Below are 18,183 nucleotides of genomic sequence, written 5' to 3' on the forward strand. Positions count from 1 at the left end.
GTTCGGGTGGCGTCCCTCTTTCGTGATCCGTAACTCGCTGATGGCGGGGCCGATTCACTCTGTGCCGATTCGCCCGATCGTCCCCGCCCGGCGGCGTTACGCCGTCCGGCTGACGTTGACCCGGGCTGTTGATGTGGCTCGGGCGACACGCCGTGCTCGGCCGATGCACCCCGCGTCACCGGGGCGGCCTAGGTATTACTGTCGGCGGTTAAGGAGTCGCGGGCCGTGGCCGAAGAACTGGTCGACGATGAATGGCGGCTCTGCTGGAGGTGGATCGCAAATGACGACGATCAAGGCGTCGTGCCCGAGCTGCGGTGATGTTGAGCTGACCCCGCACCAGGTGCGTCTCGTCGTCTGCTCCGTGAAGAGCTGGTCCTACTACGCCTTCATCTGCACCACCTGTCACGAGGAGGTGCGTAAGCCGGCCGGTCGAGACGTGGTCGCCCTGCTCATCTCCGGTGGCGTGGTCGCAGAGCCGTGGAACGTGCCGGCCGAGGTGCTCGAGGAGCACGAGGGGCCGACATTGAACTACGACGACGTGCTGGACTTCGCTCTCTGGCTGGAGCAGGCCGACCTACTCGCTGCGGCTGCCGCGGCCCAGGGCCCACGGCCCCGGGCCCAGGCACCCGAGACAGCCGCCTGATGCCGGGCTGAGGGTCGGGGCTCGCGCGAGCCCGAACATCGGAACCGGGGTATCCGCCGACGGGTACCCCGGTTTCGTCATGTACCCCCACGGATGCCCTAGGGTTGCCGGGTGTCCGTGTGGTGGTGGGTCCTGATCTGGGTCGTTCTGGTGCTGGGCGCCCTCGGCGTGCTCGCGATGATCGGATTGTCGCTGTGGCGCAGCGCGAAGGCTCTGCTGCGCGAGCTCGCGACGGCGTCCGGGCGCTTCGCCGAGATCAGCACGAAACTGGAACAGGTCGCCGAACAGGCCCAGTCCCGGGAACCAGCCGTGTTCACCGATCCGTTGGAACTCAGGCAGGAGCGGTATCTCGCGCAGCGTGCGCACGGTGCCCCCCGCGCGGCAAAACCGGTGAGCCGGGCGGGCACAGGGTCTGCCGGGCGACCGGGGCAGCGCGTACGATGACACCGACCGTTGGGCAAACTGTGCGCTACGGGTTCAGTGGAAAGGACATGTCATGGGCTTTCTGAAAGAGCCTTCGCACATCATCATCATCGTCCTCGTGGTGGTGATCCTTTTCGGCAGCCGGCGTCTTCCCGACGCTGCGCGCGGTCTCGGCCGGTCCATGCGCATCTTCAAGTCTGAGATCAAGCAGATGCAGGACGACGACAAGGACACGTCGGCCCGTCGCCGTGAAGACGACCCCCGCACGGCTCCCGTGTACGAAGAGCCGATCGAAGGCCGTGTGATGACGCCGCAGCAGCAGCGTGAGCAGGCCGGCTACCAGAGCCGCAACGACATCTGACGGTCCTTCGGGCCCGTTCGACCCCCATTCGCGAGAGGAACTGACCGTCGGTGGCGGTGCGGAAGCCACAGCGGCGACCCAAGAATCCCGAGGGCAGGATGGCCCTGCGGGAACACCTGGCAGAGCTACGCCGCCGGCTGGTGATCAGCGTCGTCGCGATCATCGTCGGGGCGGGCGTCGGGTGGTGGCTGTACGAGCCGATCATGAACGCGGTGATCATCGACCCGCTGAACGATGCATCGGCACACGGCCAGAAGGTCACGCTGACCTACCGCGCCATCGCCGACGCGTTCAACATCAAGGTCAAGGTCGCGGTCTACACCGGCATCGTGTTCTCCAGCCCGGTGTGGCTGTACGAGGTCTGGGCGTTCATCACCCCCGGCCTGACCAAGAAGGAACGCCGCACCTCGCTGTGGTTCGTCGCGTTCGCCGTGCCGCTGTTCCTCTCCGGCGTCTGGCTGGCGATCCTGGTGCTCCCCAAGGCCGTGGCCTTCGGTGCGGAGTTCGCCCTCGAGGGCTCGCTCAACCAGCCTGACGCCGGCACGGTCATCACCTTTGCCAGCCGTCTCATCATCGCGATGGGCGTGGCCTTCCTCACCCCGCTGTTCCTCGTCGGGCTCAACATGATGGGCCTGGTCAGCGGCCGGAACATGGGCAAGCACTGGCGCCTGGCCGTGTTCGTCGCGTTCTTGTTCGCCGCGATCGTCTCGCCCTCGCCCGACGCCACGCAGATGATCATCATGGCGCTGCCGCTGGTCGGTCTCTACACGATCTCGGTCTTCGTCTCCCTGTTCAACGACCGGCGCCGGGCCCGCAAACGCTCCGACGACCCGATCTTCGGCCTGGGCGACGACGAGTCGAGCCCGCTGGGCGCTGACGACGACCCGATCCGCGACGGCGCCCCGATCAGTGACGACACACCGATCGACAAACCGGAACGGCTCGACCGCACCTGACGACCCGCCTTCATCTGGTCCCGGGCACCACCCCCGTGACCGGCACCGTGATACTCGCCGTCAACCCGGTCGCCGGGGCCGGGAGAGGATTCATCGCGGGCGCCCTGACCGGCGTGCTGCTGCGGCGGGCCGGGCTCACGGTGCATGAAGTGACAGGTCACAGCGCTGACGAGACCCGGAAGGCACTCACCGTCGCCCTCCGGGAAAGACCCGACGCCCTGGTCGTCGTCGGCGGCGACGGCATGGTCAACCTCGGCCTGAACGCGGTGGCCGGCACCGAGGTCCCGCTGGGGGTGGTCGCGGCCGGCACCGGCAACGACATCGCCCGTGAACTCGGCCTCCCGATCCGGGACATCGAGAGCGCCACCGCGGTCGTCGTCCGCCATCTGCACCGCCCCGTGGTCCGCGACGCGGGCCGGGTGACCACCTCGTCCGGTGACACCCACTGGTTCCTCGGCGTGCTCGCCGCCGGTCTCGACGCCCTCGTGAACGAGCGCGCCAACGGCTGGAAACGCGCGCCGGGACGGGCCCGCTACGCCCTGGCGACCCTGCGCGAACTGCCGGGATTCCGCCCGCTGCGCTACCGCCTGCACCTCGACGGGGAACCCGAAGAACGCACATCGATGCTGGTCACGGCCGCGAACTGTGCCTCTTACGGGGGCGGGATGCGGGTCTGCCCGGATGCCCGGCCCGACGACGGGCTGCTCGACGTGCTGACCGTGGAACCGATGCGCGCCGTGCGCCTGCTGACGATCTTCCCCGGCCTCTACCGGGGCACCCACGTCTCCCACCGCAACGTCGAGATCCGCCGGGTGCGGCACCTGCGGATCGAGACCCTGCCCGGCTCGCCGGAACTGGCTGCGTACGCCGACGGCGAGCGCATCGGACCGCTCCCGGTGGAATGTGAGGCAGTACCGGGTGCGATATGGGTTCTCGCTCCGGAGCACTGACGGGTAGCGTAAGCCCGGTGACGTCGCCCGCCGAACGTTTTGCCGCGGCACGAAAGCGCGCTGAGGAGAGCAAAACACCGCTCTCGCGCTTCCGCGGCAAGTACCCCTTCGATCTCGACGGGTTCCAGCTGGACGCCTGTGCGGCGCTCGCCGACGGTCGCGGCGTGCTGGTGGCCGCCCCCACCGGATCGGGCAAGACCGTCGTCGGTGAGTTCGCCGTCTTCCTGGCCATGGACTCGGGCCGCAAGGCGTTCTACACCACGCCGATCAAGGCCCTGAGCAACCAGAAGTACGCCGATCTCGCCCGCATGCACGGGGCCGAGAACGTGGGTCTGCTCACCGGTGACACAGCCATCAACGCCGACGCCCCCGTGGTCGTGATGACCACGGAAGTGCTGCGCAACATGCTCTACGCGGACTCCCCGGCCCTCCAGGGCCTGGCCTACGTGGTCATGGACGAGGTGCACTACCTGGCCGACCGGTTCCGGGGCGCCGTCTGGGAAGAGGTGATCATCCACCTCCCCGACGACGTGCTGCTGGTGAGTCTCTCGGCCACCGTCAGCAACGCCGAGGAGTTCGGCGCCTGGCTGGACACCGTGCGCGGCAACACCGAGGTCGTGGTCTCCGAAGACCGGCCGGTGCCGCTGTGGCAGCACGTGATGGCCAATCGCCAGCTGTACGACCTGTTCGCCGAGAGTTCCTCGACCGACAACCTGAACCCGGAACTGCTGCAGATCACCCGCGACGCGAACCGGCGCGAGCGGCAGTTCCAGGGGGTGGGTGGCCGGCGCGGAGGGACGACGGCGGCCCGCGGGTCGAAGAGCCGGGGCACCTACACCCGGGGCGGCCAGCGTCGGCCCAGTGCGACGCCCAGCCGCGTCGAGGTCATCAACGCGCTCGACAGTGCCGGGCTGCTTCCGGCGATCAGCTTCATCTTCAGCCGGGCCGGTTGCGACGCGGCGGTGCAGCAGTGCCTCTACGCGGGCCTTCGGCTCACCTCGCCGGAGGAACGCACCGAGATCCGGCACGTGGTCGAGTCGCGGACGGCGGACATCCCGGACGAGGACCTCTCGGTGCTCGGCTACTACGAGTGGGCCGAAGCGCTCTCGCGGGGCGTCGCCGCGCACCACGCCGGGCTGCTGCCGGCCTTCAAGGAGGTCGTCGAGGAGCTGTTCACCCGTGGTCTGGTGAAGGCGGTCTTCGCTACCGAGACGCTGGCGCTGGGCATCAACATGCCCGCCCGCAGCGTGGTGCTGGAGAAGCTGGTCAAGTGGAACGGGGAGACCCACGCCGACATCACCCCGGGGGAGTACACCCAGCTGACGGGCCGGGCCGGGCGTCGTGGCATCGATGTCGAGGGCCACGCGGTGGTGCTCTGGCAGCCGGGCCTGGACCCGGAGGTGGTCGGTGGTCTGGCCTCGACCCGGACCTTCCCGCTGCGCTCCAGTTTCCGGCCCACCTACAACATGGCCGTGAACCTGGTCGGTCAGGTCGGGCGGTCCCGGGCCCGGGAGATCCTGGAGACGTCGTTCGCCCAGTTCCAGGCCGACCGTGCGGTGGTGGGCCTGGCCAAGCAGGCGCGTAAGCAGGAGGAGGCGCTCGAGGGGTACGCCGAGGCGATGGACTGTCACCTCGGTGACTTCCGCGAGTACGCGTCGTTGCGCCGCAAAATCGGGGAGCGCGAGACCCACCTGTCCCGCAGTGCTTCCCGCGACCGGCGCTCGGACGTGATCGGCTCGCTGGAGCGTCTGCGCCGCGGCGACGTGATCCGGGTGCCCGGTGGCCGCAAGCCCGGCTGGGCCGTGGTGCTGGACCCGGGCGTCGGCGGTGGCGACAGCCTCGAGGGCCCGCGCCCGTCGATCCTCTCGATCGAGCGCCAGGTGCGCCGGCTCTCGCTGATGGACGTACCCGTCCCGGTCGAGGCGACCACGCGTATCACCGTGCCGAAGAACTTCAACGGCCGGGACGCCACTGCCCGCCGCGACCTGGCGTCGTCGGTGCGCAACGCCCTGGGGGCTCTGCGGCACGACGACGACGTCACGAAACGCCGTCCCAAGGGCAAGAAATCAGCAGCGGACGAGGACGAGGAGCTGAACCGGCTGCGGCGTCAGCTGCGTAGCCACCCCTGTCACGGCTGCGCCGAGCGCGAGGACCACGCCCGCTGGTCGGAGCGGTACTTCCGTCTCCGGCGCGAGACCGATGCGCTGGTGCGCCGGATCGAGGGACGCACCAACACGATCGCGCGGGTCTTCGACCGGGTCTGCGACCTGCTCACCGAGCGCGGGTACCTGGCGGGCGACAAGGTGACGCCCGCGGGGGAGCAGCTGCGCCGGATCTACTCGGAGTCGGACCTCCTGGTCTCCGAGTGCCTGCGCAAGGGCGTCTGGAAAGATCTCGACATGCCCGGTCTGGCGGCCGTGGTCAGTGCCGCCGTCTACCAGTCCCGTCGTGACGAGAAAGGGCTCAGCCCGAGGATTCCCCAGGGCGGGCCGACGCTGGCGCTGGACACCATGACCCGCATCTGGTCGGTGCTCGACGACGAGGAGCGCGCGCACAAGCTCGATGTCACGCCCGAGCCCGACCTGGGGCTGGCGTGGGCCATCCACCGCTGGGCGGGCGGCCAGCCGCTGCAGGCGGTGCTGCGTGACGCCGATCTGGCCGCGGGTGACTTCGTGCGGTGGTGCAAGCAGGTGATCGACCTGCTCGGCCAGATCGCCCAGGCCAGTGACGATCCCGCGCTGGTGCGCACGGCCCGGGCGGCGGTGGAGGCGATCAGCCGGGGCGTCGTGGCTTCCGGTCCGATGCGGGCCTGATGTGATCCTGATACACGCCTGAAAGGGCTAACTGCGGACTTATCGGCCGGGCGGGTCAAGTGCACCGCCCGGCCGGTCCGGCCCGGGCACGATGGTGATCATGTCCGGGGGTTGCGCCGGATCTGGCCGGGGGGAAGCGGTACATCATGGAGTCGGACAGTTCTGGTGCGGGAGCGGTCGGCGGGATTCTCCTGCTGCTCTTCTTCGGGGTGGGCTTCGTGCTCTACTTCGTTCCGCTCATCGTCGCGGTCCTGCGCAAACACCCGCAGATCATGGCCATCGGCGTTCTGAACTTCCTGCTCGGCTGGACCATGATCGGCTGGGTGGGCGCGCTGGTGTGGGCCTTCGTTCAGCCCCAGCCGGCGATCAACCAGCAGTTCCAGCAGTTTCCGCCGCCGTACCCGCAGCATCCCCAGAACCCGCAGCATCCCCAGAACCCGCAGGGCCAGCCGTACCCGCCTCAGCAGCACCAGCAGTATCCGATCCAGGCGTCGTACCAGCCGCCGCCCCCCTCGTTCGGCCCGTCCGGAAACCCGGGGCAGCCGCCCTCACAGCCGCCCCGCGAACAGTGAGCGCACCCCCGGCGATCCGCGAAACTCCGTGAGTGCCAGCTCGGCGTGCCCGGCCGAGTAGCCGTTCCCGACGAGCATCGTGATGTCGGCGGCCAGCGCCTCGGCCCCGAGCGCCGCCGCGCTGAACGAGGTGGCCATCGAGAAGAAGATGATCGTGCCCCGCTCGGCCGTGGCCAGCACCGCGCCGTGCTCGCAGCCCGGAACATCGACGCAGACCACCGTGACATCGGCCGGACCGCCTGCGGCGCGAACCTTCTCGGCCACCTGAACCGGATTGCGGGCGTCGGCCACCACCACCGCGGTGGCCAGCGGCTGGGCATCGAGACGGTTTGCGGCGAGCAGGGTTTCGCGTTCCTCGACCGACCGCACCACGCCGATCCGGTGAGTGGCCCCGGCCGACCGGGCCGCGGCCAGGGACAGGCTGCCACTCTTGCCGGCCGCCCCGATCACGCACACCACGCTCGTTTTCGGGAGGGCACGGGAGCCGCCGCTCTCCCGTGACGGGTACCCGATCGTCATCCCCGGCCCGGCCGTTGAAGCCACCACCCGGGCCGTCAGCGACGGTGCCCCGCACACGTCGAAGACCGCCAGGGCCTGCGCGGCGGGCAGGTCATCGGGCAGCACCGCGGCGATCGAGCGGCCGAACAGGATCGCCCGGCCCGAGCACGGCACCTGCTCCGAGAGTCCGTCCCAGGCATCCAGATCGTCCAGCACCAGCGGTGTGCAGGTCAGCGACACCAGCGTCGCGACCTTCTGACCCACGACGAGACCCAGGGGCGAGTCCGGGCCCACCTGTGCCACCGTCCCGATCAGCATGCCGCCCGAGCCGGTGACCGGATTGTGCATCTTCCCGCGCTCGCCGACGATCGAGCGCACGGCCTCACGCACCGCGGCGCCGTCGCCGTGCTCCTCCAGGAGCTGCCGGAAGCTGGCCGCGTCGAGATTCAGCCGCTCGACGTCGATGTGGACCTCGTCCGGGGCGAGTGGCCCGGAGGGGTCGAGTCGCCATGCGGCCTGTGGCAGAACTCCCTCCGGGGTGAGCACGCGGTGCAGTCCCAGTGGCGAGTGCGGCCCTGCTGCGAACATCGGCATGCTGAAAATCCTCCCGTAGAACTCTCCTCAGAGAGGAAATTCTTGCTTATTCTCAAGGCGTGGCGGAACTCATGGCGTCAAAATCTTCGGCCGGCCGAACGGTGCAGCCTTACGAGTACCGGCGCCGTGAACTGGTCGAGCCCGACTGGACGCGGTTTCCGGGGTGGCGCACGGTGTCGGCGCAGGAGTTCTCGAGCGCCCAGTGGCAACGTTCGCACTGCGTGAAGTCGGTCAAGCAGCTGCACGAGGTGCTGGGTGATCTGGTGCCGGAGGAGTTCTACGCCGACCTGGCCCAGGATCAGCAGGACCACGCCACGATGTCGATGCTGCTCCCGCCCCAGATGCTGAACACCATGCTGACCGACGTGACCACGTCGTCCTCCATGTTCACCGACCCGGTGCGCCGCTACATGCTCCCGGTGGCCAGTGACCGCCTGGCCCACTGGCCGAGCCACCCCCGGGCGAGCCGGGATTCGCTGCACGAGCACGACATGTGGGTGGCTGAGGGGCTCACCCACCGTTACCCGACGAAGGTGCTGGCCGAGCTCGTCCCCACCTGCCCGCAGTACTGCGGGCACTGCACCCGGATGGACCTCGTCGGCACGTCCACCCCGTCCGTGACGAAGCTGAAGCTGGCCGGCAAGCCGGTCGACCGGTACGCGGCCATGATCGACTACCTGCGGGGGCACCCACAGATCAGGGACGTCGTGGTCTCCGGGGGAGACGTCGCGAACGTTCCGTGGCGGCAATTGGAGTCGTTCCTGGACCAGCTGCTCCAGATCGAGTCGATCCGCGACATCCGGCTGGCCACCAAGGCACTGATGGGACTGCCCCAGCACTGGCTGCAGCCCGACGTGCTGGAGGGGATGCATCGGGTGGCGGTCCGGGCCCGGCGGCAGGGGGTGAGCCTGGCGGTCCACACGCACGTGAACACGGTGAACTCGCTGACCCCGGCGGTCGCTGCGGCGGCGAAGGCCCTGCTGGAGGCCGGCGTGCGGGACGTCCGCAATCAGGGGGTCCTGCTGCGCGGGGTGAACGACGCACCCGGGCAGTTGCTCGACCTCAGCTTCGCCCTGCTCGACGAGGCCATGATCACGCCGTACTACTTCTACATGTGCGACATGATCCCGGCCTCGGAACACTGGCGGCTGCCACTGTCCCGGGCCCAGGAACTCCAGCACGCGATCATGGGCTATCTACCCGGTTTCGCCACGCCCCGCATCGTCTGTGACGTTCCGTTCGTCGGTAAGCGCTGGGTGCACCAGGCCGAGAGCTACGACCCGGTGCGCGGTATCAGCACCTGGACGAAGAACTACCGCACGTCCATCGAGACCTGCGACGACCCGGGCACCGGCGACTACGTCTACTACGACCCGATCGACACCCTGCCCACCGCCGGCCAGAGGTGGTGGGGCGATCAGATGGAGAGGGGCCGCGCCTCGTAGGGGGTGGACAGCACGATCGTCGTCCGGGTGCGCACAGCGGCCACCGCGCGGATCCGGGCGAGCAGGCCCTCCAGGGCGGCCGGCGTGGCCACCCGCACCTTGAGCAAGTAGTTCTCGTCGCCGGCCACCGAGTAACAGGCCTCGATCTCGCTGATCGGCACGAGCCGCTCGGGAACGTCGTCGGGCGCCGCGTGGTCGAGCGGAGTCACCGAGACGAACGCGGTGAGCGGAAGGTCCACCGATTCGGACTGCACCACCGCCGTATAGCCCCGGATGATGCCACGCTGTTCAAGGCGCCGGACCCGCTGGTGTACCGCAGATGTGGACAAACCCGTCGCGCGGCCCAGATCAGTGAAACTCATCCGGCCGTCCTGGGAAAGCAGCCGTAAAATCTGTCGGTCGATCTCCTCCATCCGGCGAACGTTACAGGCCGGAAGTTACAGGTGGCACAGCGTTTGCTCTGCGATGTCACCACGTCGCAGAGCGTCACTCCGATGTACCAGTTGCGTGCGCGGTTGCCCGGCCGGACCTGCCTGGACCAGCCGGGACCTACCTGGACCTGGCAGGATCGTTCCCGTGCCCGTCACCTTTCCCGACCCCCGCCCCGAGCTGATGCTGCTCGACGCCGCGTCGCTCTACTTCCGGTCGTTCCACGGCGTGCCCGACACGTTCACCGCTCCCGACGGCACGGTCGTGAATGCGGTGCGGGGGTTCCTGGACTCGGTGGCCTACCTGGTCACGATGCGGGGGCCGCGCCGCCTGGTGGCCTGCTGGGACGAGGACTGGCGCCCGGCGTTCCGGGTCGAGGCGATCCCCTCGTACAAGGCGCACCGGGTGGCGAATCCGCGCACCAACGAGGAAGAGGTGCCCGACCTGCTCACGCCCCAGGTGCCGCTGATCATCGAGGCGCTGTCACTGCTCGGCATCTGCCGGGCCGGTGCCGCCGGGTACGAGGCGGACGACGTGATCGGCACCCTCACGGCCCGGCAGGTCGCCGGGGGCCAGGGTCTGGTGGACGTGGTGACCGGCGACCGCGATCTGTTCCAGTTGGCTAACGACGCGGCCCGAGTGCGGGTGCTCTACGTCGGCAGGGGTGTGCGGCGGCTCGAGATCGTCGATCAGGAATGGCTTTCGGGTAAGTACGGGGTCGGTACCGGGCAGATGTACGCCGAGATGGCCACGCTGCGCGGAGACCCGAGCGACGGTCTGCCCGGCGTCGCCGGCATCGGGGAGAAGACCGCCGCGAGCATGCTCAACCGGTTCGGCACCCTGAGCGCGTTGCGTGCGGCCGCGGCCGATCCGGCGTCGGACCTCTCACCCGGCCAGCGCAAGAAGATCGTCGAGGCCTCCGCCTATCTCGACGCCGCCCCGGCCGTGGTCACGGTCGCCCCCGACGCACCGATCCCGGGTCTGGACGACGCCCTGCCCGACACCCCGCCCGACCACGACGCACTCCTGGCGTTCGCGGAGAAATGGGGTGTGTCCAGCAGTGTTTCGCGGGTGGTGCAGGCGATGACGAAGGCTGCCCGGTAGCACTCAGCCCTCGGCGAAGAGCTCGGCCTGCCGGTTGAGCATCCGCAGCACCCCGAGCACGGCCACGGTGAGTTCATCGATGTCGTCGATCTCGCTGAGCGGCTCCCGGCCGAAGGGCTCACCGGCGATCAGCCGGTTCAGCCACCGGGACTCGCGCTGGGGCAGGCGGAATTCCGAGCCGATGTCGTTCAGGGCGGCCCGGACAACCGCCGCCACCATCGGCTCGGAGGCCTCGGACAGCAGGAGCTCGGCCCGCGCGAGCCAGCCCGAATCTCCCTCGGCGGCGAGCTCGACCTCGTCGCTGAACTGCGTCGACACCTCCAGCTCGAGCCACCAGACGGCCGGCCGGATCTTCTCGAACTCGTCGTAGGGCAGGTGCAGTGCCCGTTCCACGAGGGCGCGGGCCCGGACTTCGTCGCCCTCTTGCAGCCGCGCGACGGCCTTGTCCAGCAGATTACCCGCAGCCTCTTGCAGGGCTTCGGACGTCTCTCCCAGCAGCGCGCCCGAGGCCCGCCGGGTGACGTTGAGACTGCGCTCGGCGCGCCCGGTTTCGATCACCAGAAGACTCCGCTCAGATCGGCGAATCCGGATCAGCGCGCCACTGCCCTGATCTCAAGGGTCGGTCGACAACCAGCCTATCCGCGAAAGACCACCCACCGTCGCACCGGAAATTGATCTTCAGTACCCCGCCCGGTCGGGTGATCGCCATGTCAGGACGGTTCGTGGGGGAAACAGTAACGCCGCCACATCTGTCCTTATATGTAAGGAATCGCACGTCTTCGTGGAGTTCCTGGCACGTCCGGCTCCCCGCCGTCGCACTCGCCGTCTGCCTGACCCCTGTCGGTCTGCTGGCGCCTCTGGCACCGACCACCGCTCACGCCGCCGAGATCTCGGCCTTCGACGCGGTGAACCAGTTCATCGGCACCGAGCTGGACACGTCGCAGAACAAGAGCAACGACGCCTACGGCAACATCTACCCGGGCGCGAGCGTGCCGTTCGGCATGGTGCAGCCCAGCCCGACGACCTGGGGGGAGAGCAACCCCAACGTCAGCCAGAAGGGCGGGTACGAGTACACCGCCTCGCTGATCCGGGGTTTCGGTCTCACCCGGTACGAGGGGACGGGGTGCACGGGCCGGTTCGGTGGGTACGAGTTCCCGACGATCCCGTACGCGGGCGAGCTGACCGGGGGCGTGCTACCGAAGAGCCCCGCGAGCAACATCAAGGACTACTACCTGCCGTTCCGCCACGACAACGAGACCTCCCAGCCCGGCTACTACGGCGTGAAGCTCGACAACGGGGTGGAGGCGGAGATGACCTCCTCCACCCGCACCGCCGTGAGTCGCTACGACTTCCCCAAGAGCGGTAGCTCGTCCCTCATTCTCGACGTCTCCGGCCCGAACAACCGCACCTTCGGCAGTGAGGTGACGATCGACCCGGCGACCCGCACGGTCTCGGGCTGGATGTACGGCGTCGACGTCTGCGACAACGGCAACTACTACAAGGCGTACTTCTCCACCACGTACGACCACGACTTCGCCGCGTACGGCACCTGGACCGACGACACGATGACGGCCGGTTCCACGCACGCGGTGAAGAGTAGTGAGGACGTGGGGGTCGACTACCGGCACGACACCGGCGCCTGGCTGACCTTTGCGCAGGGCGCCAAGGTCGTCGCCACGACCGGGTTCAGTTACGTGAGTGTCGAGAACGCGGCTCTCAACAGTGAGACCGAGGTCGGGGACGACGGTTTCAACGACGTGCGGGCAGACGCGAAGAAGGCGTGGAAGGAGGCGCTCGGGACGGTGGACGCCGAGGGCGGCCGGGGCCTACACCCAGACCGGTAACTACCTCTCCAACCAGCCGGCTTTCGGAACACCCTGGGTCTACAACTGGCTGCAGGCACCCTCGAAGACCACGGATGTCCTCTACCGGGCTGTCGAGCAGATGTACGACACCACGCCGAGCGGACTGCCCGGCAATGACGACCAGGGTGCGCTGAGTGCCTGGTACGTCTGGGCGAACATCGGCCTGTACCCGGCCATCTACGGCACCGGTGACCTGGTGGTCAGCGCGCCGATGTTCGACCGGATCGTCATCGACCCGGTCGGTGTCTCCCGGAAGATCAAGATCAACGCCTCCGGCGTGGCCCGGGGGGCCACGTACGTCAACGGCCTGGAGGTCAACGGCAAGGCCCGGTCGAAGTCCTGGCTGGACAGCTCTTTCGCCCAGGCCGGGGGAACCCTCGACTTCACCATGACGGCGACCGCGGGTACCTGGGGCACTGGTGCCTCCGATGTTCCCCCCTCCTACACCGAGGGATCGAACGCCCCCAACAGCGTGGGCACCACCCCGGACGGCCAGGGCAACCTCGGCTCGATCGACCTCAGCGACTGGTCCCTGTCGCGTGACTCGCTGGCCGCGGCGGGTGTCACGCCGGGGTCCGCGGTGGGCGACTTCACCTGGCCCGCCTCGGGACCGGGGGAACCGGACAACTGGATTCCGCACGGCCAGAAGATCGCCGTGACCGGACAGGGCGCGCTGTCGTTCCTCGGCCTGTCCACCAACGGCCCGGCGAAGGGCACGGCCGTGGTGACCTACACGGACGGCACGACCCAGGACGTCCCGTTCTCCCTCAGCGACTGGGCCGCGAGCCCGGCGGCGGGGGAGCGAGCGGCGGTCACCCTGACCGGCCGCAGCAACGTCAACGGCACGGCGGGCACCGGCACGTTCCGCGTCTTCGCCTCCGCGCCGGTCGCTCTCGATCCCGCCCGGACGGTCGCGTCGGTGACGCTGCCGGAGAGCACCGACAAGGGCATCATGCACATCTTCGATGTCGCGGTGAGCTGACCCGGGCCGGGCGGTCATCCTCGTAGGCCGTGAGGGTGACCGCCCGACCGTCGCATACGCCACACTGACCCCGTGAGTTCGACCCTCTACCGACGCGCCCAGTTGCCGGAGCCCCCCGGCCTCCTCGACGAGTTGCCGCGCCGGTGGGAGGTGCTGGTGCGCGACGGTGTCATCGCCCGGATCACGCCCGAGGGCGCGGCGGCGGACGGGGCCGACGGGGCCGACGAGGTGGTCGACCTGAACGGGGCCCTGCTGCTGCCGGGTTTCGTGGACGCGCACGTGCACGTCACCGACACCGGCCTGTTGCTCGCCGGGGTGGACTGCTCGGGTGCCCGCTCGGTCACCGAGATTCTCGACCGGGTGGCCGATCTGGCCCGCCGTCGGCCCGGGCGGCAGGTGCTGGGACACGGCTGGGACGAGCTGAACCTGGCCGAGGGGCGGCCGCCGACGGCGCAGGAGCTCGACAACGCCAGTGGTGGGGCGGTGGTGTACCTGTCCCGGGTGGACGTGCACTCGGCCGTTGTCTCCGGCGCCCTGGCCGACCAGGCCGGACTGCGAGGGCTCGAGGGCTGGCAGGAAGGTGGCCGGATCGAGCGCGACGCCCACCACGCCGCGCGGCACACGACCCGGTTCGCGATCCCCGCCCCCGAGCGGCGGGAGCTGCAGCTGCTCGCCCTGCGGCACGCGGCGGACCGGGGGATCGTCGAGCTGCACGAGATGTCGGCCCCGCACATCGCCCCGGACGAGGACCTTCTGGCCCTGCTGGATCTGGCGGAACCGGGAACGGCGGACATCGTCGCCTACCGCGGTGAACTGGTCGCGACCGAGCAGGAGGCCCGTGAGGTGCTGGCCCGGTTCGGCGGCCGGCTGGCCGGGCTGGCGGGCGACCTGATGATGGATGGCGCGTTCGGGTCCCGCACGGCCGGGCTGCTCGCCGATTACGAGGACGCGCACGATCACCGCGGATATCTCTACGCCACCGCCGACCAGGTCCGCGACCATCTCGTGGCCTGCACCCGAGCCGGTGTGCAGGGCGGCTTCCACGTCATCGGCGACCAGGCGGTCGCCGAGCTGGTGCAGGGGCTGCGGCAGGCGGCGGAGCAGTTGGGGGACGATGCGATCGCCGCGGCGGGGCACCGTCTCGAGCACGTCGAGGGCATCGGCGCGCACGACATCCGGACCCTGGCCGACCTCGAGGTGATCGCCAGCGTGCAGCCGGCCTTCGACGCGTTCTGGGGCGGGTACGGCCAGATGTACGCGAAACGTCTGGGCATCGACCGGGCCCTGGCCCTGAACCCGTTCCTGTCGATGCTGCGGGCCGGTGTCGACCTGGCCTTCGGATCGGACAGCCCGGTGACGCCGTTCGCGCCCTGGGAGGGCGTGCGGGCGGCACTGCGCCACCACAACCGGGCCCAGCGCCTCGACCTGCGCACCGCGATCGAGGCGCACACCCTGGGCGGGCGCCGGGCCGCCCGCCGCCCGGGGCCGGCGACCGTCCGGCTGGGTGAGGGCGACCGGGCCGAGTTCACCGCCTGGACGTCACCGGGCATCCGGGTGGCGAACGCATCGGCCGAACCGGTCACGCTGGCCGTGCTGGCCGAGGAACTCTACGGCGGTGACCCGGTGCCGGAGCTGGTGCTCACCCGCCGATGACGCTGAATGCGTGCGAGGGACCCGAGCCTCATCGGAACGGCTGTAAGTCTTCCTGAAAAGGACCCTCGATGCGATGATTCTTCCGTGGAAACGAGCCAGAGTGCGCTGATTCGCCTGGATCCTGCCCAGGTCCGCCGGGCCCGGACCCTGGCCCGCAGAGCCGGGCGCCCGATCGTGCAGCTCGCCACCACCCACACCACGGTCTCCGTCGAGCGGGCCACGGTGCGCCTGGCCGGCCTGGAGGGCGCCGACAGCGAGCGCGTGCCCTGGGTGAACCGGCTGGTCGACGCGGTCCGCAGCGAGGTCGGGCTGGAACACGGTGTGGCTCTTCCGGTCTGGGACGCGCTCGTGCGCGGGCAGGCGCCCGACCTCCTCACCCTGGCGCAGAAGGCGTCCACCGGTGGGGGCGGGTTCCGGATCCCCGCCGGTCGTGACCTGGTGCGGGCCCGGTCGGCGGCCCGCAAGGCCGTCGGCACCGGGATCAAACGCATCGACGCCAGCCGGAAACAGCGCGAGCGCATGATCCGGCGCCACGGTGACGCGCCCCGCCGACCGTGGATCTACCTGATCGTGGCCACGGGCGACATCTACGAGGACATCCCGCAGGCCTGCGCCGCCGCGCGGGCCGGGGCCGATGTGATCGCGGTGATCCGCTCGACCGGGCAGAGCCTGCTCGACTACGTGCCCGAGGGGGCGACCCGCGAGGGGTACGCCGGAACCTACGCCACCGGCGAGAACTTTCGGCTGATGCGCGCCGCGCTCGACGAGGTGAGCCGTGAGCTGGGCCGGTACGTGCGGCTGACGAACTACGCGTCCGGCCTGTGCATGCCGGAGATCGCGGCGCTCGCGGGCCTGGAGCGGCTCGACATGATGCTCAACGACTCGATGTACGGCATCCTCTTTCGCGACATCAACCCGGTGCGCACGTTCGTCGACCAGCGGTTCAGCCGTCAGATCCACGCCCGGGCGGGCATTGTCATCAACACCGGGGAAGACAACTATCTGACCACGGCCGATGCGGTCGAGGCGGCGCACACCGTGACGGTGTCGCAGCTGCTCAACGAGTTCTTCGCGAAAGAGGCCGGCCTGCCCGACGAGCTGATCGGTCTGGGGCACGCGTTCGAGATCGATCCCGCTGTGCCGCAGTCGTTCCGGCTGGAACTGGCGCATGCCCTGCTGGCCCGCACGTTGTTCCCGGCGGCCCCGCTGAAGTGGATGCCCCCGACCCGGCACATGACCGGCGACGTGTTTCGCGGCTACCTGCTCGACGGTTTCTTCAATCTCGCGGGAGTGCTCACGGGGCAAGGCATTCTGCTGGTCGGGATGATGACCGAGGCGGTGGTGACGCCCTGGCTGAGCGACCGCGACCTGGCGCTCGACAACGTGCGCTACGTGCTCGACGCGTGTTCCGGACTGACTGAGGATTTCCGGCCCCCGCCGGACGGTTTCATCGCGACCCGGGCCCGCGAGGTGCTGGGTGAGGCGGTCGGGCTGCTGGAGTCGATGGTGGACGAGGGGCTGCTCACGGCGATCGGTCACGGCACGTTCGCCGGGATGAAACGGCCGGCCGACGGCGGGCGGGGTCTGGACGGTGTGGTGAAAAGGGCCGAAGGGTATCTCAATCCGGCCATCGAGGCGTTGGAGGCAGATCAGTGAGCGCGGGGGACGAGCGCCTGGTGCGGCCCTACGGCGACACCACCGGTGACGGGATGGTGCAGGTGTCGTTCACCCTGCCGGTGGCCGCCGGGAAGCTGGCCGAGGGGGCCGCGGCCCAGCTGGCGGGCTCGATGGGGATCGAGCCGGCGATGGTGGTGCACTCCAAGGCGCTGGGGCCGGAGCACACCTTCTTCGTGGTCTACGGCCCGGTGCGGCACCTGGTCGATCTCTCCGCGGTCACCGTGACCGAACGCGATTACCCCTTGCTGACACCGAAAGACGTGAACGCGGGCATCCGCCAGGGTCTGCGCCGCAAGCTGGTGGTGCTGGGGGCCTGCGTCGGCACGGACGCCCACACGGTGGGCATCGACGCGATCCTGAACATCAAGGGCTTCGCCGGGGAGAAAGGCCTGGAGTACTACCGCGAGATGCGGGTGGTGAATCTCGGCGCCCAGGTGGCCGTGCCGCAGCTGGTGGAACGGGCCCGGGCCGAGCGGGCCGACGCTGTGCTGATCTCCCAGGTGGTCACGCAGAAGGATGCGCACCTGACCACCACCCGGGAGGTGGCCGCGGCCTTCTCCGAGGCCTACCCGGCCGGGCGCCGGCCGTTGCTGGTGGCCGGTGGGCCGCGTTTCGACGAGGGTGCGGCCACGGCCCTGGGGGTCGACCGGATCTTCGGGCGGGGCACCACCCCGGGCGAGGTGGCGTCGTACCTGGCCCATGCGCTGGTGCCGGCGAGAGGGGCGAAGCATGACCGACAGTGAGCGCATTGAGGACGAGGTGCGCACGCGGGCGGGGAACGCCCGTCTTCGGGGTGGCCCGGTGGGGGACGACCGCGAAGGTGCCGATCCGCGACTGGGTCTGGTGGTCGTCCACCAGCGATACGTCTCGGCGGCCCACGCCCACTACGCCGGTGACCTGGTGGACGGCGCGTTCGGCCTGGCCTGCTTCGGCGATGTGGCCACCGAGATCTGCATCCGCACCGACGGGGACGAGGGCCTGTTCGCCTCGTACGCGGACATCCAGTTCCTCGGGCCGATCCGGGCCGGGGATGTGTTGCAGACCACGGGCACGGTGACCCGGGTCGGCCGGCGCTCCCGGGAGATCGACTTCACCGCCGTCGTCCTGTGCCGCCTTCGTCCCGATCTGGGGATCTCCGCGTCACAGGTGCTGCCGGAACCGATCGTGGCGATCCGGGCCCGGGGGACGGTGGTGGTGCCCTGAGGGCCCGCCGGGCCC

At 69.6% G+C, this 18,183-nt stretch carries 17 protein-coding genes and 1 pseudogene; 15 read left to right on the forward strand and 3 right to left on the reverse strand.

Annotated features, from left to right (window positions below):
• The first annotated feature begins 280 nt into the window (after positions 1–280).
• The 7 genes from QSK05_RS25525 to QSK05_RS25555 all read left to right on the forward strand — a co-directional run bounded on the left by QSK05_RS25525 (position 281) and on the right by QSK05_RS25555 (position 6,718).
• Positions 281–643, forward strand: a complete 363-nt coding sequence (locus QSK05_RS25525) for a hypothetical protein (RefSeq protein ID WP_052527724.1) — start codon at positions 281–283, stop codon at positions 641–643.
• A 111-nt stretch (positions 644–754) separates the two neighbouring features.
• A complete protein-coding gene (locus QSK05_RS25530; protein ID WP_285599857.1) occupies positions 755–1,087 on the forward strand; it encodes a hypothetical protein in 333 nt (110 codons plus the stop codon).
• 52 nt (positions 1,088–1,139) lie between these two features.
• Positions 1,140–1,427 carry a Sec-independent protein translocase subunit TatA gene (gene tatA / locus QSK05_RS25535; RefSeq protein WP_285599858.1) on the forward strand — a complete coding sequence of 96 codons (288 nt, stop codon included), beginning with the start codon at positions 1,140–1,142 and terminating at the stop codon, positions 1,425–1,427.
• Positions 1,428–1,525: 98 nt separating this feature from the next.
• Positions 1,526–2,383 carry a twin-arginine translocase subunit TatC gene (gene tatC / locus QSK05_RS25540; protein WP_285599859.1) on the forward strand — a complete coding sequence of 286 codons (858 nt, stop codon included), beginning with the start codon at positions 1,526–1,528 and terminating at the stop codon, positions 2,381–2,383.
• Between the two features lie 35 nt (positions 2,384–2,418).
• Complete coding sequence (locus QSK05_RS25545) at positions 2,419–3,333, forward strand: diacylglycerol/lipid kinase family protein (RefSeq protein ID WP_285599860.1); 915 nt, start codon at positions 2,419–2,421, stop codon at positions 3,331–3,333.
• Entirely contained in the window at positions 3,309–6,146 is a 2,838-nt protein-coding gene (locus tag QSK05_RS25550) for a DEAD/DEAH box helicase (protein WP_352302554.1), read from the forward strand. The genes QSK05_RS25545 and QSK05_RS25550 overlap by 25 nt, the downstream gene beginning before the upstream one ends.
• 146 nt (positions 6,147–6,292) lie before the next feature.
• Positions 6,293–6,718 (forward strand): superinfection immunity protein, encoded by a 426-nt coding sequence (locus tag QSK05_RS25555; RefSeq protein WP_285599862.1) that lies wholly within the window; start codon positions 6,293–6,295, stop codon positions 6,716–6,718.
• On the opposite strand, the gene kdd is transcribed toward QSK05_RS25555, so the two are convergent.
• The gene (gene kdd, locus QSK05_RS25560; RefSeq protein ID WP_352302591.1) at positions 6,695–7,804 is read right to left on the reverse strand and encodes an L-erythro-3,5-diaminohexanoate dehydrogenase; all 1,110 of its coding nucleotides are present in this window, start codon (positions 7,802–7,804) and stop codon (positions 6,695–6,697) included. The two genes, QSK05_RS25555 and kdd, sit on opposite strands and share 24 nt — an antisense overlap.
• A gap of 77 nt (positions 7,805–7,881) precedes the next feature.
• Between kdd and QSK05_RS25565 the strand changes: the two genes are divergently transcribed.
• Positions 7,882–9,255: a KamA family radical SAM protein gene (locus QSK05_RS25565; protein ID WP_352302594.1), complete on the forward strand. Its 1,374-nt coding sequence runs from the start codon at positions 7,882–7,884 to the stop codon at positions 9,253–9,255.
• Here QSK05_RS25565 and QSK05_RS25570 read toward each other — a convergent pair.
• Entirely contained in the window at positions 9,228–9,668 is a 441-nt protein-coding gene (locus QSK05_RS25570; RefSeq protein WP_285599865.1) for an Lrp/AsnC family transcriptional regulator, read from the reverse strand. The two genes, QSK05_RS25565 and QSK05_RS25570, sit on opposite strands and share 28 nt — an antisense overlap.
• Positions 9,669–9,867: 199 nt before the next feature.
• Between QSK05_RS25570 and QSK05_RS25575 the strand changes: the two genes are divergently transcribed.
• Entirely contained in the window at positions 9,868–10,788 is a 921-nt protein-coding gene (locus QSK05_RS25575; protein ID WP_352302597.1) for a 5'-3' exonuclease, read from the forward strand.
• Positions 10,789–10,791: 3 nt separating this feature from the next.
• Here QSK05_RS25575 and QSK05_RS25580 read toward each other — a convergent pair whose 3' ends face one another.
• Positions 10,792–11,346 carry a hypothetical protein gene (locus QSK05_RS25580; protein WP_285599867.1) on the reverse strand — a complete coding sequence of 185 codons (555 nt, stop codon included), beginning with the start codon at positions 11,344–11,346 and terminating at the stop codon, positions 10,792–10,794.
• Between the two features lie 164 nt (positions 11,347–11,510).
• Between QSK05_RS25580 and QSK05_RS25585 the strand changes: the two genes are divergently transcribed.
• The 6 genes and pseudogenes from QSK05_RS25585 to kal all read left to right on the forward strand — a co-directional run bounded on the left by QSK05_RS25585 (position 11,511) and on the right by kal (position 18,168).
• Positions 11,511–12,632, forward strand: a complete 1,122-nt coding sequence (locus QSK05_RS25585) for a hypothetical protein (protein WP_285599868.1) — start codon at positions 11,511–11,513, stop codon at positions 12,630–12,632.
• 37 nt (positions 12,633–12,669) lie between these two features.
• Positions 12,670–13,635: pseudogene (locus tag QSK05_RS25590) on the forward strand (glycoside hydrolase domain-containing protein); the annotation flags it as partial.
• Between the two features lie 72 nt (positions 13,636–13,707).
• A complete protein-coding gene (locus tag QSK05_RS25595) occupies positions 13,708–15,288 on the forward strand; it encodes an amidohydrolase (protein ID WP_285599869.1) in 1,581 nt (526 codons plus the stop codon).
• An 84-nt stretch (positions 15,289–15,372) separates the two neighbouring features.
• Positions 15,373–16,944 carry a lysine 5,6-aminomutase subunit alpha gene (gene kamD, locus QSK05_RS25600; RefSeq protein WP_285599870.1) on the forward strand — a complete coding sequence of 524 codons (1,572 nt, stop codon included), beginning with the start codon at positions 15,373–15,375 and terminating at the stop codon, positions 16,942–16,944.
• Positions 16,941–17,708, forward strand: a complete 768-nt coding sequence (gene kamE / locus QSK05_RS25605; RefSeq protein ID WP_285599871.1) for a lysine 5,6-aminomutase subunit beta — start codon at positions 16,941–16,943, stop codon at positions 17,706–17,708. The genes kamD and kamE overlap by 4 nt, the downstream gene beginning before the upstream one ends.
• Positions 17,695–18,168, forward strand: a complete 474-nt coding sequence (gene kal, locus QSK05_RS25610; protein WP_285599872.1) for a 3-aminobutyryl-CoA ammonia lyase — start codon at positions 17,695–17,697, stop codon at positions 18,166–18,168. Before kamE ends, kal begins: the two co-directional genes overlap by 14 nt.
• Positions 18,169–18,183 lie beyond the last annotated feature (15 nt).

Source organism: Kineosporia sp. NBRC 101731, assembly GCF_030269305.1.
Classification (GTDB): Bacteria; Actinomycetota; Actinomycetes; order Actinomycetales; family Kineosporiaceae; genus Kineosporia.